This is a genomic window from Bacillus sp. FJAT-42376 (genome assembly GCF_003816055.1).
Lineage (GTDB): Bacteria > Bacillota > Bacilli > Bacillales > Bacillaceae > Metabacillus_B.
In genome coordinates, this window is record NZ_CP033906.1 from 1117593 (window position 1) to 1131598 (window position 14006).

General features: G+C 44.0%; 16 protein-coding genes and 1 pseudogene. 15 read left to right on the forward strand and 2 right to left on the reverse strand.

What is annotated here, in order from left to right; translation table 11 throughout:
- Positions 1–56 precede the first annotated feature (56 nt).
- Positions 57–1055, forward strand: coding sequence for a carbohydrate kinase family protein (locus CEF21_RS05580; RefSeq protein ID WP_123914022.1), 999 nt, complete (start codon positions 57–59; stop codon positions 1053–1055).
- A 26-nt stretch (positions 1056–1081) separates the two neighbouring features.
- Here CEF21_RS05580 and CEF21_RS05585 read toward each other — a convergent pair whose 3' ends face one another.
- Positions 1082–1765, reverse strand: a complete 684-nt coding sequence (locus CEF21_RS05585) for a ribosomal eL19 family protein (protein WP_123914024.1) — start codon at positions 1763–1765, stop codon at positions 1082–1084.
- Between the two features lie 51 nt (positions 1766–1816).
- Between CEF21_RS05585 and CEF21_RS05590 the strand changes: the two genes are divergently transcribed.
- The 14 genes and pseudogenes from CEF21_RS05590 to CEF21_RS05655 form a co-directional block, all read left to right on the forward strand.
- Entirely contained in the window at positions 1817–2185 is a 369-nt protein-coding gene (locus tag CEF21_RS05590) for a YhfM domain-containing protein (protein WP_123914026.1), read from the forward strand.
- A 34-nt stretch (positions 2186–2219) separates the two neighbouring features.
- On the forward strand, positions 2220–2624 hold the full coding sequence (locus tag CEF21_RS05595; protein ID WP_123914028.1) for a VOC family protein: 405 nt from the start codon (positions 2220–2222) through the stop codon (positions 2622–2624).
- A 230-nt stretch (positions 2625–2854) separates the two neighbouring features.
- A complete protein-coding gene (locus CEF21_RS05600) occupies positions 2855–3307 on the forward strand; it encodes a YwqH-like family protein (RefSeq protein WP_123914030.1) in 453 nt (150 codons plus the stop codon).
- Entirely contained in the window at positions 3304–3570 is a 267-nt protein-coding gene (locus CEF21_RS05605) for a YwqI/YxiC family protein (RefSeq protein WP_123914032.1), read from the forward strand. The genes CEF21_RS05600 and CEF21_RS05605 overlap by 4 nt, the downstream gene beginning before the upstream one ends.
- A gap of 22 nt (positions 3571–3592) precedes the next feature.
- Entirely contained in the window at positions 3593–5566 is a 1974-nt protein-coding gene (locus tag CEF21_RS05610) for a T7SS effector LXG polymorphic toxin (protein WP_123914034.1), read from the forward strand.
- A 17-nt stretch (positions 5567–5583) separates the two neighbouring features.
- Positions 5584–5946: a hypothetical protein gene (locus CEF21_RS05615; protein ID WP_123914036.1), complete on the forward strand. Its 363-nt coding sequence runs from the start codon at positions 5584–5586 to the stop codon at positions 5944–5946.
- Between the two features lie 259 nt (positions 5947–6205).
- Positions 6206–7432 (forward strand): zincin-like metallopeptidase toxin domain-containing protein, encoded by a 1227-nt coding sequence (locus CEF21_RS21855; RefSeq protein ID WP_123914038.1) that lies wholly within the window; start codon positions 6206–6208, stop codon positions 7430–7432.
- Positions 7433–7449: 17 nt separating this feature from the next.
- Entirely contained in the window at positions 7450–7788 is a 339-nt protein-coding gene (locus CEF21_RS05625) for a hypothetical protein (protein WP_123914040.1), read from the forward strand.
- A gap of 868 nt (positions 7789–8656) precedes the next feature.
- A complete protein-coding gene (locus CEF21_RS05630) occupies positions 8657–9469 on the forward strand; it encodes an alpha/beta fold hydrolase (RefSeq protein WP_123914042.1) in 813 nt (270 codons plus the stop codon).
- A 154-nt stretch (positions 9470–9623) separates the two neighbouring features.
- A complete protein-coding gene (locus tag CEF21_RS05635; protein ID WP_123914044.1) occupies positions 9624–10058 on the forward strand; it encodes a YciI family protein in 435 nt (144 codons plus the stop codon).
- Positions 10055–11320 (forward strand): RNA polymerase sigma factor, encoded by a 1266-nt coding sequence (locus CEF21_RS05640; RefSeq protein ID WP_123914046.1) that lies wholly within the window; start codon positions 10055–10057, stop codon positions 11318–11320. The genes CEF21_RS05635 and CEF21_RS05640 overlap by 4 nt, the downstream gene beginning before the upstream one ends.
- Positions 11321–11437: 117 nt before the next feature.
- Positions 11438–11872 carry a YciI family protein gene (locus tag CEF21_RS05645; RefSeq protein ID WP_123914048.1) on the forward strand — a complete coding sequence of 145 codons (435 nt, stop codon included), beginning with the start codon at positions 11438–11440 and terminating at the stop codon, positions 11870–11872.
- Positions 11873–11958: 86 nt separating this feature from the next.
- Positions 11959–12300: a DUF1801 domain-containing protein gene (locus tag CEF21_RS05650; protein WP_123914050.1), complete on the forward strand. Its 342-nt coding sequence runs from the start codon at positions 11959–11961 to the stop codon at positions 12298–12300.
- A gap of 154 nt (positions 12301–12454) precedes the next feature.
- Positions 12455–12673 (forward strand): annotated as a pseudogene (locus tag CEF21_RS05655) (pre-toxin TG domain-containing protein); the annotation flags it as partial.
- A 287-nt stretch (positions 12674–12960) separates the two neighbouring features.
- On the opposite strand, the gene bla reads toward CEF21_RS05655, so the two are convergent.
- On the reverse strand, positions 12961–13866 hold the full coding sequence (gene bla / locus CEF21_RS05660; protein ID WP_481747655.1) for a class A beta-lactamase: 906 nt from the start codon (positions 13864–13866) through the stop codon (positions 12961–12963).
- Between the last annotated feature and the right edge of the window lie 140 nt (positions 13867–14006).

Consider the following 14006-nt stretch of genomic DNA (forward strand, 5'->3'; position numbering starts at 1 on the left):
AATCAGCAAGGGACAGGCGGATTCTGGCGCTTGTTCCTTCTTTTGAGGTGAGACAGGTGAAAAAGGTATACTGCGTTGGAGAAACATTGATCGATTTTATCCCTATGCAAAAAAACAGAGCGCTAAAGGATGTCGGAGGCTTTGAAAAAGCTGCAGGCGGTGCGCCGATGAATGCGGCGATTGCCGTGGCCAAATACGGGGGCCATTCGGTCATGCTGACTAAAATGGCCCAAGACCACTTCGGCGATTTTCTGCTGGACGTCATGTCTGCGAACGGAGTGGATGTCTCGCATATTGTAAGGACCGACGAAGGAGAAACCGGACTTGCCTTCGTTTCTGTGGACGAGGATGGAGAACGGAGCTTTACCTTTTACCGGAAAAATGCGGCAGATTTGCTGCTGGAGCCGGAGGAGGTTGCGGGTATCGAGTTCCAGGAAGGAGATTTCCTCCATTTCTGTTCCGTTGATTTAGTGGAAAGTCCCATCAAACAAACGCATCTGACACTCATCGAAGAGATCCGCCGGGCAAACGGCACGGTCTGCTTTGACGTAAATGTGCGGATTCCCCTCTGGCCGGACGAAGCAAGCTGCAGGAAGACCATCCTCGAATTTGTGCCGCACGCCGACCTTATTAAAGTATCAAGCGAGGAGCTTGAATTTGTCACCGGCATTGCGGATGAAGAAAAAGCCGTTCAATCCCTGCTATGCGGCAGCGTTAAAGCTGTTATCTACACGAAAGGCGGCGAAGGAGCGTCGATCTATATGAAGGGCGGTCCAGTATTCGAAGATCCCGGCTTCAAAGTAACCGTCGAAGACACAACAGGCGCAGGAGATGCGTTCATCGGAGGTCTGTTAAGCGAACTGCTCAGCCTCGAAGCGGTACCGGACACACTCATCCAAACGCTCCACACCCATCATAGCCGGCTCCTCACATTTGCCAACGCAAGCGGAGCACTCGCCGCCTCAGTGAAAGGAGCCATCGAAGCGGCACCGGGCCGGGAAAAGGTAATGGAATTTATAGATGCCCAGCGGCCGTCGTCGGAGTCGGGGCAATAGTAAGGATTTTTCCATTTGAAGAGAAGCTAGCTTGCTTCTCTTTTTGTTTTGTTCATTCGTGAACAGGGCGGGAAGGATGCTTGGTTCGGCAGGAAAGAAGAGATTGGCAGGAAAACGGCCGGATGCGGCAGGAATAGCAGCGATGTTGGCGGGATAGTTGCTAGATTCGGCAGGAAAGAAAAGATTGGCAGGAAAGTTGCTGGGTGCGGCAGGATAAGCAGCGATTTTCGCGGGATAGTTGCTAGATTCGGCAGGAACCAGCCCCATTTCGGCAGGAAAAAAGAGTTTGGCAGGAAAAAGCCCGGATTCGGCAGGAAAAGCAGCGGTATTGGCGGGAAAGGTGCCAGGTTTGGCAGGAACCAGCCCCGCTTCGGCAGGAAAGAAGAGATTGGCAGGAAAGTTGCTGGGTACGGCAGGAAAAGTAGCGATGTTGGCGGGATAGTTGCTAGATTCGGCAGGAACAAACCCCATTTCGGCAGGAAAAAAGAGTTTGGCAGGAAAACGGCCGGTACGGCAGGATAAGCAGCAATGTTGGCCGGAAAGTTGCCAGGTTCGGCAGGAACCAGCCTCACTTTAGCAGGAAAAAAGAGTTTTGCGGGAAAATGGCCTGGTACGGCAGGATAAGCAGCAATGTTGGCCGGAAAGTTGCCAGGTTCGGCAGGAACTAGCCCCCTTTCGGCAGGAACCAGCAGCGGTGCATGTCGAAACAATAAGTAACCTTCCTCCCAACCTTCCCGTCCATTAAGAAAAGGGGGAATTAGATGAGACGACTATATAGAACGGCAATTTTTCTTATGATTCTATTGATCCTGGCTGCAGCATGTTCCCATGAGACACGAAACGTCATTGTTCAAGGAACGAAGCAGGAGGACAATCGGAGAATTTCTGACCGCGGTAAGGTGCAAAGCATCATCCACATCATTGACACGGCGGAATGGGAAAAGGCGAAGATAGATATCCGTCCGCCTGATTACCGTCTCGGCTTTGAAGAAAATGAGGGAAAGCGGGTCTACTACGATGTTTGGGTGGATCCTGAGCAAAATCTGCTTACGCTTGCCACGAGGAGTCTTTATGGTAAACTTTCAAGACAAAACTCCGCCGATTTATTAAAACTCTTGAGTGAAAAGTAGGTCAGCAGGGCTAAGTAAACTGGAGGGAAAAACCATGAAACTTGATCACACCGGCATCGCTGTTAGAAGGATGGATGAAGCCATTGAATTTTATACGGATGTTCTCGGCGGCAAGCTCGTCGAACGATATACAAGTGAAAAGCCAGGGGTGGAGACGCATATTGCGGTCATCCATCTTGATAACCAGGTCATCGAACTGCTCGAACCAACCAGCAAAACCTCGCCCATCGACCGGTTTATCAGACAAAAGGGAAAAGGAGTCCATCATCTTGCATACGAGGTAGACGATTTGGACAAAGCGATCGATGAGTATGAAGCCCGGGGGTTGACCTTCTTAAAGGATACGTACCGGACAAATCCATTTGGCCGCAGACTGATTTACATGAATCCGGTTCATACGCATGGTCAGATTATCGAACTTTGTGATTACAAAGGGTAAATGGAAACAGCCTTGGAATTATTCTATAGGCTGTTTTTTTATAGGTGATTATTCATATGAATGGAGAAGGAATGGCCTCTGGAACTAGTTAATATCACTCATTTATGCAGGTGAGTGGGAATAAGATGAGGACTTTCTTCCAATTGGGGTATATGGTAAAAAATGATAAAATTAAGGATAGATGAATGTGGGATATTGGCGAAAATAATGAATTTCCGAGGTGAATAAGGATGGATTTATGGGGAGCGCTCAATAGCGCCCAATCGTACATCAGCGGCGGAATTGAAGGATTAGAGGAGAAGATCAGGAAGCTTCAAAAAGCAAACAGTGATATTTCAAAGGAGCAGGGTCAGGGGCAAAGGGAGATTCACATCATCCAGCAGCCGGAGCTTGCCAATGAGTGGAAGGGTCCGCGTGCGAACGATTTTGATGACTCACGTGAAGCGGCCTATAAGGACATGGAGAGAGTATTCAGCAAGGATTACGATGAATATCAAGAAAAAATCAGCAGTGAAATACAGAGATTGCAAAATCAGCTAAATGATTTAAAGATGGCGATGGCTTTTGCGTCTTCCATTGAAGACGGCTTAAGAGCCGTTGATGACACACTGGAAAGTGCCCAAAAGCAATTGGCTTCAATTGGGAAGGATATTGAAAGCCTGACGAGGAAGGTGTTCTCATGACGGATATTAAGCTTGACCATGCGGAGGTTATGAAGCAGCTCGCCGATATGAAAAAGGCGCTCAGTGAGATAAAAATCGATCCGCCTTCCGCTGAATCGCTCGGTGAAAACGACCTCAAATTCACGAAATCGTGGCTTGAAAAGGAAGAGCAAGTTCATAAATTTGCCGGTGAATACGTAAAAGCGGTCCTGAAGAATATTGAAGATACCGAGGACAACGTGAATTATTTGAGAGAGCAGGATGAGGCAATTACAATGAAATAAGAAAAGAGAGGCAGCGTGACAAATGACCAAAGTATATGAATCTGACTCGTTAGCCACGGCCATTGAAACACGGACCAAGCAGTATAAAGACCTCGAAGACAAGCTGATTGCCCTTGAAAACACGTTTAAGGCACTTGTCGATAATACCGAATTCAAGGGAAAAGGCGCCGACAACATTAAAAATTTCTACCAGGCCCAAATTGATCTGGTCACAGACTGGAAAAAATTTATCCAGGCCGTTACGGATTTCTACAGTGATGTTCCGAAATGGGCAGAAGATCATAACCTTGCAGAATCGACCAAAGTGGCCGTTCCTTTTCTTAAGGAAGGGCTTGAAACAGGGTCGAAAAACAGTAAAACGATGGTCGAAACGCAGCACAGTGATCTTGAGGGGATTTTAACATCCATTCATGACCTGATTTCCCTCACCGCTTTCTCCACAGAAGCCTATGACACCAATATGAAAAAAGCGGACACGAAAAGAAGTGAAACGGTTACGGCGGTAGAGAATCTTGATACTTCCTATGAGGAAACGTATAATGCTCAGGCCAGTACGATCGGAGTCGTCCAGCAAGGCTATATAGCCATCATGAATGCAACCGCCAAAAGCGGTTCGGTTCAGCCTATGAATTTCAACGTCAAAACCTATCAGGCCGACCCCATCCACGAAGTCCGGAAAAACGTGCAGGAATCAATCGATGCGTACGAAAAGCAGCAAGAGGAAGCCCAGAAAATCCGCGACCAAATTGCCGCTGAAAAAGCGAGAATCGAAGCAGAAAAGGCCCGCATCGAAGCCGAAAAGAACAAGCCGTGGTATGAAAAAACATGGGACGGCGTCAAAACGTTTGCCGGCGAATTCAGCGGCTATTATGACTCCGTCCGGGCAACGACAGGCGTCGATCCCGTCACCGGCCGCAAGCTCTCCAACGCTGAGCGCGTAGCCGCCGGCGCCATGGCAGCCGCAGGCTTCATCCCCGTCGTCGGCTGGGCAGGCCGCGCCGTCAAAGGCGGAAGCGCCATCGTCAAAACTGCCAAAGGCATGAACGCCGCCAACCACATGCTCGACGCCTACAAAAGCACAAAAGCCATGGACATTCTAAACAAAACCGAAAAAGGAATCTACGGTCTCTACACCGCCAACAGCGCCTGGGAATACGGCAGCGGAATGGACATGTTCGGGAACAAGCTGACGGAGGAGCAAAGGCAGAATGCGCTTTGGAATGGATTGACGATGGGGCTTGTGGGTGGTGGAGCTCATATTATTGATAAGGGCGGACTCCAAAAGCTCGGCAGTAAATTGCCGTACAGCAATACTCATGCAAAAGATTACACTGCAAATGCCCATAAAACCCTTAAAGAAATCGGCAAGCAGGCAGGTTCTAAAACCCACCAACTCATCAAAGAAACACCATTAGCAGCTAAAAGAGTCCTCCAAGTAGCAGGACGGGAGTTAGCCCAAGTAGATATTCCTCTTGTAGTGGTGAGAGAAGCTGTTACTACAACTGGGGAAAAAGTTAGAACGCTAGGAATGGAAAGCAGGAAGCTTGGGGATTTAACTCAGAATAAAAGGCATATTGTAGGGGAAAATGGTCTGCCGAAGTCAGATATAGATCCTTACGGAGGTTATTTTGAAAGAAAAGATTTTCGTACTAAAATTTATAATGCAGAATATACCCCGCATGGCAATAAGCATATAAAGGCAAAAACAGAAGAAGAGGCAAAAAGATTTAGCGAAACCGGAAAGAAACAAGCTCAATATTTACCATCTGTAGATAATAGCATAATTGAGAAAGAGGCCTTATTAAAAGGACATGTACTAGATAAAGGAAATAATAACTACTATTTCTTCCACGATGCTGGTAAAGTAATTGGGTATGATAATGGGCTGCCTACTAGTTGGGTCAGAGCTGAACTTACTAGTGGCGGTTCATACCACGGACATCCAATAGCTGGAGATAGACTGGATAAATATCTGAAAAAAATGGGAGTAAAATAAAGCGAGGTTGTTTAATAGTGAGAAAATATTCTAAATTAAATGTTGATCAATTAAATGTACACCCACTGAGAATACCTGAAGGATGGACAGTTAATTATAATAGTTTTCTAGAATTTGATCCACTTGCTTTAAATGAAGAAGATGATAGATGGTATTTAATGAGCGAAAGTCTTTTGCAATTAAATCACTCAAAAAAATCTATTATGGTGGATTTAGGATGGTATCCAGATACATCAGTAGAAGGTAACTTTTCAGTAGATATAATTAAAAATGAGGATTGGGAAAATCCGCTAGATTCTTATGAAACTAAGGATTACCGGGAAGTGATCAGGTTTATTGAATCTACTCTAAAAAACATTACGGAAACGCAGGATATTTAAAACTGAATTAGAGTTTGAAATAAGTGGAGTAAAATAATAGAGGAGATAATTTTCTTCAAAAAAAGGCTCTTTTCTTATTTGATTAAGGGAGTCTCCTATAGAAAACAACAAAGTATAAACCACTCTAATTGGCAGCTAGCAGTGATTTAGACATTTTACGAAATAAATAAACAGGAAAAGTCTAGTCTTTTAAAAAATAATTGCTTACCTAGAATACTACCTAAAGTACTAATACCTTAGTAGAGCCTTTTGTACATAAATGGGCTCTACTTTTTTTAATCTTTATAAATCCTCCAAAACAAAAAGCGGTTTTATCAAGACCATAAATTTCAACGTCAAAACCTATCAGGCCGACCCCATCCACGAGGTCCGGAAAAACGTACAGGAATCCATCGAAACCTACCAAAAGCAGCAAGAAGAAGCCCAGAAAATCCGCGATCAAATTGCCGCTGAAAAAGCGAGAATCGAAGCAGAAAAGGCCCGCATCGAAGCCGAAAAGAACAAGCCGTGGTATGAAAAAACATGGGACGGCGTCAAAACGTTTGCCGGCGAATTCAGCGGCTATTATGACTCCGTCCGGGCAACGACAGGCGTCGATCCCGTCACCGGCCGCAAGCTCTCCAACGCTGAGCGCGTAGCCGCAGGCGCCATGGCAGCCGCAGGCTTCATCCCCGTCGTCGGCTGGGCAGGCCGCGCCGTCAAAGGCGGAAGCGCCATCGTCAAAACCGCCAAAGGCATGAACGCCGCCAACCACATGCTCGACGCCTACAAAAGCACAAAAGCCATGGACATTCTAAACAAAACCGAAAAAGGAATCTACGGTCTCTACACCGCCAACAGCGCCTGGGAATACGGCAGCGGAATGGACATGTTCGGGAACAAGCTGACGGAAGAGCAGCGTCAGAATGCGCTTTGGATTGGGCTGACGATGGGGTTAGTTGGTCGAGCTGCTACTAAAATTGATAAACTTAACGCTGGAAAATCTACTATAAAAATAAGTAGAAGTCATGTAGGTAATTATAGAAAGAAAGCGGAAAGTTTTGATTTTAATTCATGGGAAGGTCGCCGTGTACGTGGGGAAACTAAATATACTCATATTGGGCTAAGGTTATTAAGCACACGTGAAATTAAAGATTTTAAAAAGGAGATGCATGCAAACGGTATTAAAGTAAAAATAGACAAAAAAGGCATGTTGCCAGACGAAGTTGCTGCTGCTTTTGATCCTAGTAAGGGTCATATTTATTTAAGAAAAGATGCCTCTTATTTAAGTGCAACCCATGAATCTTTCCATGCTAAGCAATGGAAGGAACTTGGAATGGAAAAGTATCAAATGCAAACCAGGTTGGATAAGGAAGAATATGTTTATAGTAAAATTATGGAGAATAGTAATCGTTATAACAGCAAAGAAATTCATGAAGCGCAGAGATATATTTATCAGGTGCGAAATGGAATTTGGCCTTCACCTGATTGGGAAGGATTTAAATAATAAAGGATGGGTAAATAATGAAACTGAATTTAACTCCAGAAAAGGCCATTATGCTTGCAGAATCATATAAGAAAAAATATAAAATATCCGGGAAAACTCCCACAAATACAGAGGAAGCAGTAAAATACTATGAGAATTTTTATAATGTTCAAGGCCCAGCGTGGTTAGTTATATCTGTATTAGATAATAAAATATTTGAGGGTGATGATGAATTTACTATTGTTGTATCTGACACTAAAGAAAAAGTTGAATTCTTTATTGATCATTCAGGAATATCACATTATCCACATATCCCTCAACAAAGCGCAATGAGTGATGAAGAGTTTGAGGCTATTTTTGAAAATGATGAAGAATAATCTCTAGAACTTAGAAGAAGGACAATATGGATCCAATTGAAAGCGGATATTAAATAGTGCCTAATACTACCTGAAAACGGGAAGTGGTAGGCACTTTTTTTAATAACTACAAATTTATTGCCCACGCCAAAAGGGGTTCTGTCCAGCCAGGATGATAAAACGGAGAAAAAAGATTATTTTCTCCAGTCTTTTAAATTGTGGAGGATATCTATATAATGCCGAAGAGATTAAATGAATCTGATCAACTAGAACAAAATCACTTTCCAATTATCGCTTTTTTCAACGCGGTTTCCTTTATCTATTTCTTATGATGGTATTGATTTATTTCCAAACCGAGAGAATCAGCAGAGAAGGCGCCCATTGAAGCCGAAAAGTGTGACTTTAGGCGATAATTTGCGCTGATTTGAAGTGCTATTTCTCACATCCCACCTTATACCCCAGCTACTTACAAACTCAGCAAATCGTTTATATTCCTTCGTTTCAAGAAATGTCTGTGTACTATTCATTTAAATACCTCTTCAAATTTGACTTAGTTGTCTTAGGGTGCTCTGAATCTTCTTCTAATTGGCTTTGTTTAGACTGGACAATATCTGCAATGACTGATTTCTCCGGGATGATTTGATTTTTTAAATGTGTGTTTCCTTTTATTTTTATAAGAAAAAATGGCCTTCTTTTTTAAAGGGGATTTTTAAACAATTGGAGTATTTAAAATGAAATGGGATTTATAAGAAAAAATTTATAAATTTTTACTGCGGATGTGTCGATTTTGCTTATAAGGGTTCGTCGTCTTATTAGAAGCAGATATAATCTGTGAATATTGGAAGTAAATATCTAAAAAATCAGTTGCAAAGACAAGGAGGAAAATTTAATGTATTTTGTTACTTCAAAAGACGGAACGAAGATCGCCTATGACAAAGTTGGCCAAGGGCCAGCTCTCATCCTGATAGCAGGTGCCTTTAGCTACCGGAAATTTCCTCAGCAGGTGGAGCTGGCTAACTTGTTGTCCGAGTACTTCACGGTTTACAACTACGACCGACGCGGCCGAGGAGATAGCGGTGATACTAAGCCATATGATGTTGGACGAGAAATTGAAGATCTTCAGGCTTTGATTGTTGAAGCAGGTGGTTCGGCAAAGGTTTGGGGATTATCTTCGGGAGCTGTTCTTGCCCTGCTAGCTGCAAAGAAAGGGTTAAACATTACAAAATTGGCTCTGCACGAACCTCCTTTTGTGGTTACAGCGGAGGACCGTAAGCCGCCGAAAGATTTTGTGAGGTATACTGCTGAACTTATTTCCAAGGATAAAAGGGCTGAAGCCATTAAGTACTTTATGACCAAGGGCATGGGGGCACCATCATTTGTTGTCAGCATGATGCGCATTATGCCGGGTGTGTGGTCTAAGCTTATGGCGGTTGCTCATACGCTTCCATATGATGCTGCTGTGCTGGATGGCTATATGGAAGGAAAGGAACTGACTGCTGAATGGTGGAGCAGTGTTACGATGCCAACGTTGGTATTAGAAGGGACAGAGAGCCCTGCATCTCTTCGTCATAGTGCTCAAGCATTGGCGAACGTACTCCCCAATGCAAAATTGTTGAGTAAAAAGGGTCTCGGTCATACTAAAAAGCTTGATACAAAAAAGATATCACCGGAGCTTACCGTATTTTTTACGGCTAATCACTAATTAGGCAAAAATTTTTACAAAAAAGTATGGAAAAAATAGTTTCGGTTGTTGATTTAACAGGCAGGTCTCCGTTGAATAAATAGAAGGGGATTTTTGATGCGATTTTACTCAATTAGAACGAAGCTTCAGCATAAAAAATAGGAGGTTATGACTTATGAGATTTATGATGATTGTAAAAGCGACTACAGACTCAGAGGAAGGAAAAATGCCTAGTCTGGAGCTTATTGAGGCGATGCAGAAGTATAACGAAGAATTGGTGAAAGCGGGTATTTTATTAGCAGGAGATGGACTACATTCTAGTTCAAACGGAATAAGGATTTCATATCCTGAACCAGGTGGTAAACCAAAGATTTTAGACGGGCCATTTACGGAGGCAAAAGAATTAATTGCGGGATATACCTTGATTGAAGTTAAATCAAGAGAAGAAGCTATTGAATGGGCATTAAGGATGCCAGATCCACATGGATTTGGGCAGGGAGAAATTGAGCTTAGGCAGGTATTTGATGCAGTGGACTTGACAGATAATCCGGAATTCCTGGAAAAAGAAGCAGCACTTCGCAAACATGTAGAGGAGCGAATAAAAGCGTGAGTTTGCCCCAAACACAACGAACAATTGAAGCGATATGGCGAATAGAATCTCCAAAACTCATTGCAAAGTTAACTGGGGTTGTACGGGATGTTGGTCATGCAGAGGATTTGGCACAAGATGCCTTGGTGATTGCTCTTGAAAATTGGCCGCATGCCGGGATACCAGACAATCCTGGTGCATGGCTGATGACGACGGCGAAAAGGCGTGCGATTGATTTTTTGCGAAGAACGAAGATTCGTGACAAAAAGTATGTAGAGATTGCTAGAAATACAGATTTATATACTGAGGAAGACATAGATCATGTTCTGGATGAGGAGATTGGTGACAATCTCCTTTGTCTGATTTTTATGACCTGTCATCCAGTATTATCAAAGGATGCCAGAGTTGCCTTGACACTGCGACTGTTATGCGGACTTACCACGGAAGAAATAGCGCGTTCATTCCTCGTCGCGGAATCAACTATTGCTCAGAGAATTGTCCGTGCTAAGAGAACCCTTAACGAAAAAAAGATTCCCTTTGAGGTACCTCTTGGAGAGGAACTTAATAATCGCCTGTTGACCGTACTGGAAGTGGTTTACCTTATGTTTAATGAAGGATATTCAGCAACTTCCGGGAACTACTGGATTCGTCCTTTACTATGCCAAGAGGCACTGAGACTGGGACGTGTCCTTGCCGAGATCGCACCTAATGAACCGGAAGTTCTTGGACTAGTTGCTTTAATGGAAATTCAATTTTCCCGGTTCAAAACTCGAGTTAATTCGAAAGGCGAACCTGTTCTTCTTATGGATCAAAACCGTGCAAAGTGGGATCAATTATTGATTCGCCGAGGTTTGGCAGCACTGGAGCGCAGCCGGAAGTTAGGGCGTTCACTTGGGCCATATTCATTGCAGGCAGCCATCTCTGCTTGCCATGCTCAGGCACCGACTCCAGAGGAGACAGATTGGCCGCGAATTGCTGCTCTTTATGAAGCTCTTTCGATTGTAATGCCCTCGCCAATCGTAGAATTAAACCGGGCAGTTGCTATATCTATGGCATTTGGTCCGGACATTGGCATCCAGATTGTAGACGAGTTGAATGCTGACCCATCCTTAAAGAAATATCATCTATTGCCGAGTGTTCGCGGGGATCTTCTGGTGAAGCTAGGTCGTTACGATGAGGCTCAGACAGAATTTAAACGTGCTGCATCACTAACCCAGAATGAACGTGAACGAACACTTCTGCTTAATCGCGCAATGGGATGTGGAAAAGGAACATCTACATAAAATTTTTTCCCATCCTTGTCGATTACCTCGTTCCTTATTCGTCGTGTGGGTAAAGGAAGGGTTGAGCAGCCTATTCTGCTCGTCATTTCTTCCAACTTAAACGAGGAGGCGAAAGCAATGAGGTTTTTATTGATTATCAAAGCTACAGAGTACTCCGAGGCAGGACTAGCCGGCGGAAAGGATTACCGAGAGGCGATGATTTCGTATAAGAAGTCACTGGCTAAAAAAGGTGCACTTCTTGCCGATGAAGAGCTTCAACCAAGTTCAATCGGGTTAAGAATAACGTATCCAATGAAAGGTGAAAATCCACAGGTATTGGCTGGCCCGTTTCCGGTAAATCAAGACCTTATCATGGAATATATGCTGATTAATGTGAGTTCGGAGGACGAGGCACTAAACTGGGCGCTAAGAATGCCGGTTCCAAAGGTGAGAGGCAAGTACGAGATAGAATTGCGAAGATTAAAAGAGAAACTAGAGTCCATACAAGACCCTGGAATAAAGGCGATGGAAGCCTCTTTACAAGATCAGCTTAATGTGTTGAAAAATTTATAATGTCAATTAGGTAAGTTTATTTGTTTTATTCAAGAAAAGATTTTCCAGGCAGTACATAAACCCTATGAAAAGGAGCGTGTGTAAAAATGAACCAAGAAATAACTGATTTTATTGATGCATTAAACGAACCTTGGCAGGGAGAACTTGCCACTAATCTGCGGGAGGCCGTACATCAGGCCATACCAGATGTACATGAACGCATTCAATACAAAAAGCCACATTTTCTAAAGAACGGAAAGTACGCTGCTGTTATCTCGATATCTAAAGCAGCAGTCAGCTTTACCATTTTTAATGCCGTCACATTGAATCTTCCGGAAGGCATGTTCGATGGACCTCCAGAAAGAAAGACAATGAAGCTCCGTAAAGGGGATGCGGTTGATTTTGAACAGCTTGTCTTATTAATTAGTCAAGCCTCAGAAGCGCTTTAATTACAATTCAATTCTATAAATGATTGGATGTAAATATTAAGAAACCCAGCTAATCTTCTCGTGTGAAGATAGCTGGGTTTTTTAAAGTTAGATGGGATGAAATCAGTGGAGTTTATCGCCTATAGTGATAGCCGAAAAGAACAAGCCATAATAAGAAAAAATATGGGACGGCGTCAAAACATTCGCCGGCAAATTCAGCGGCTACTATGACTCCGTCCGGGCGACCACAGGCGTCGATCCCGTCACCTGCCTCAAACTATCCAAAGCCGAGCGCGTAGCCGCAGTGGCCATGGCAGCCGCAGGCTTCATCCCCTTCGTCGGCTGGGCAGGCCGGGTGATTAAATGCGGAATCGTAATCATCAAAACCGAAAAATAATTAAGATAATACATGGAGTAATTATATTGATAGAACCTGTATACGAATATCATAGTCGGGGTTATCTATAATCATAAATTTAATTGGTATGTGACTGATAGAGAGTTATGGTTTTTAGATTGCAAAAAATTTTATGAAGCAGTTATCAGGACAGCCAGAATGATAAAACGGAATCCCGTATTTTATGAAAAAAAGAATCCATTTTGAAAAATGATGGTTCAAAATGGATTCTTCTTCAGCCTATTAAGTTTCGGTTTTATACCATCTTTGCTCTTAAAGTAAAATCACTTGAAAGCATTCAGTGCGACCTTGGCCGCTTTTGCTATAAGTTCATTATCATAGGTGGCATCCTTGGTATCACGGGTGGATAGAATCGCGATGATGATGGGATCTCTGTTCGGCGGCCAGATGACCGCGATATCGTTTCGCGTTCCGTAGTCGCCTGCTCCGGTTTTATCGCCGACTTCCCATCCTTTAGGAACAGCCGCACGGATCAGCTCGTCTCCAGTCGTATTCCTCCGCATCCAATCTGTTAGGATTGCTCGCTTCTCATTCGGGAGAACGCCATCGACCGTGAAAGCCTTGAGGCTGGTGGCAAGTGCTCTTGCTGTACTTGTATCACGGATGTCTCCTGGGATGGCGGTGTTTAAATCAGTCTCGAAGCGGTCAGCTTCGGTGACATGGTCGCCAATTTCCCTCAGTCCTTTTTCGAAGCCGTTAGGTCCGCCAAGCTTCTGCAATAAAAGGTTCGCGGCGGTATTATCGCTGTATCGAATTGCAGCATCGCAAATTTCCCTAAGGGTCATCCCGGTATCCACGTGCTGCTCTGTGATTGGGGAATACGTGACCAGGTCATCTTTGGTGTAGGTGATGACCTCGTCCAGGCTGTCAATCGGGTTTTGCTTTAGCAATACCCCTGCGGCCAAAGCCTTAAAGGTGGATGCATAGGCGAACCGTTCATCGGGCCGATAGACCACCGTGCGATTTGTACCGGTGTCGATTGCATAGACGCCGAGCCGGGCATCAAACTGTTTCTCAAGCTGCCCGAACTTTTGGCGAGTTGCATGACTTGTACGGTTTGTTTGTTCTCCTATTTCTTTTGCCTCGGTCTGCTTTAATCCTTCTCCAAAAGGGCTTAAACTTACAAGACTTAAACTTAATAATCCAACACTCATCCATATTTCTAGCATGCTCACACTTTTCACCATGATCCGTCCTCCCATGAGTTGATAATGTTGGTTCCATTCCAGTCTGAGTCGATCCACTTAATCACATAATAAACACGGATGAACGGTGCAATGTTCATACTGTTCCGTCTCTATCATTCGTA

Coding starts and splice junctions, on each gene's coding strand:
- CEF21_RS05590 (WP_123914026.1), top strand. CDS start 1,817: ATGAGACGACTATATAGAACGGCAATTTTTCTTATGATTCTATTGATC.
- CEF21_RS05595 (WP_123914028.1), top strand. CDS start 2,220: ATGAAACTTGATCACACCGGCATCGCTGTTAGAAGGATGGATGAAGCC.
- CEF21_RS05600 (WP_123914030.1), top strand. CDS start 2,855: ATGGATTTATGGGGAGCGCTCAATAGCGCCCAATCGTACATCAGCGGC.
- CEF21_RS05605 (WP_123914032.1), top strand. CDS start 3,304: ATGACGGATATTAAGCTTGACCATGCGGAGGTTATGAAGCAGCTCGCC.
- CEF21_RS05610 (WP_123914034.1), top strand. CDS start 3,593: ATGACCAAAGTATATGAATCTGACTCGTTAGCCACGGCCATTGAAACA.
- CEF21_RS21855 (WP_123914038.1), top strand. CDS start 6,206: ATGGGCTCTACTTTTTTTAATCTTTATAAATCCTCCAAAACAAAAAGC.
- CEF21_RS05625 (WP_123914040.1), top strand. CDS start 7,450: ATGAAACTGAATTTAACTCCAGAAAAGGCCATTATGCTTGCAGAATCA.
- CEF21_RS05630 (WP_123914042.1), top strand. CDS start 8,657: ATGTATTTTGTTACTTCAAAAGACGGAACGAAGATCGCCTATGACAAA.
- CEF21_RS05635 (WP_123914044.1), top strand. CDS start 9,624: ATGAGATTTATGATGATTGTAAAAGCGACTACAGACTCAGAGGAAGGA.
- CEF21_RS05645 (WP_123914048.1), top strand. CDS start 11,438: ATGAGGTTTTTATTGATTATCAAAGCTACAGAGTACTCCGAGGCAGGA.
- CEF21_RS05650 (WP_123914050.1), top strand. CDS start 11,959: ATGAACCAAGAAATAACTGATTTTATTGATGCATTAAACGAACCTTGG.
- bla (WP_481747655.1), bottom strand. CDS start 13,866: ATGCTAGAAATATGGATGAGTGTTGGATTATTAAGTTTAAGTCTTGTA.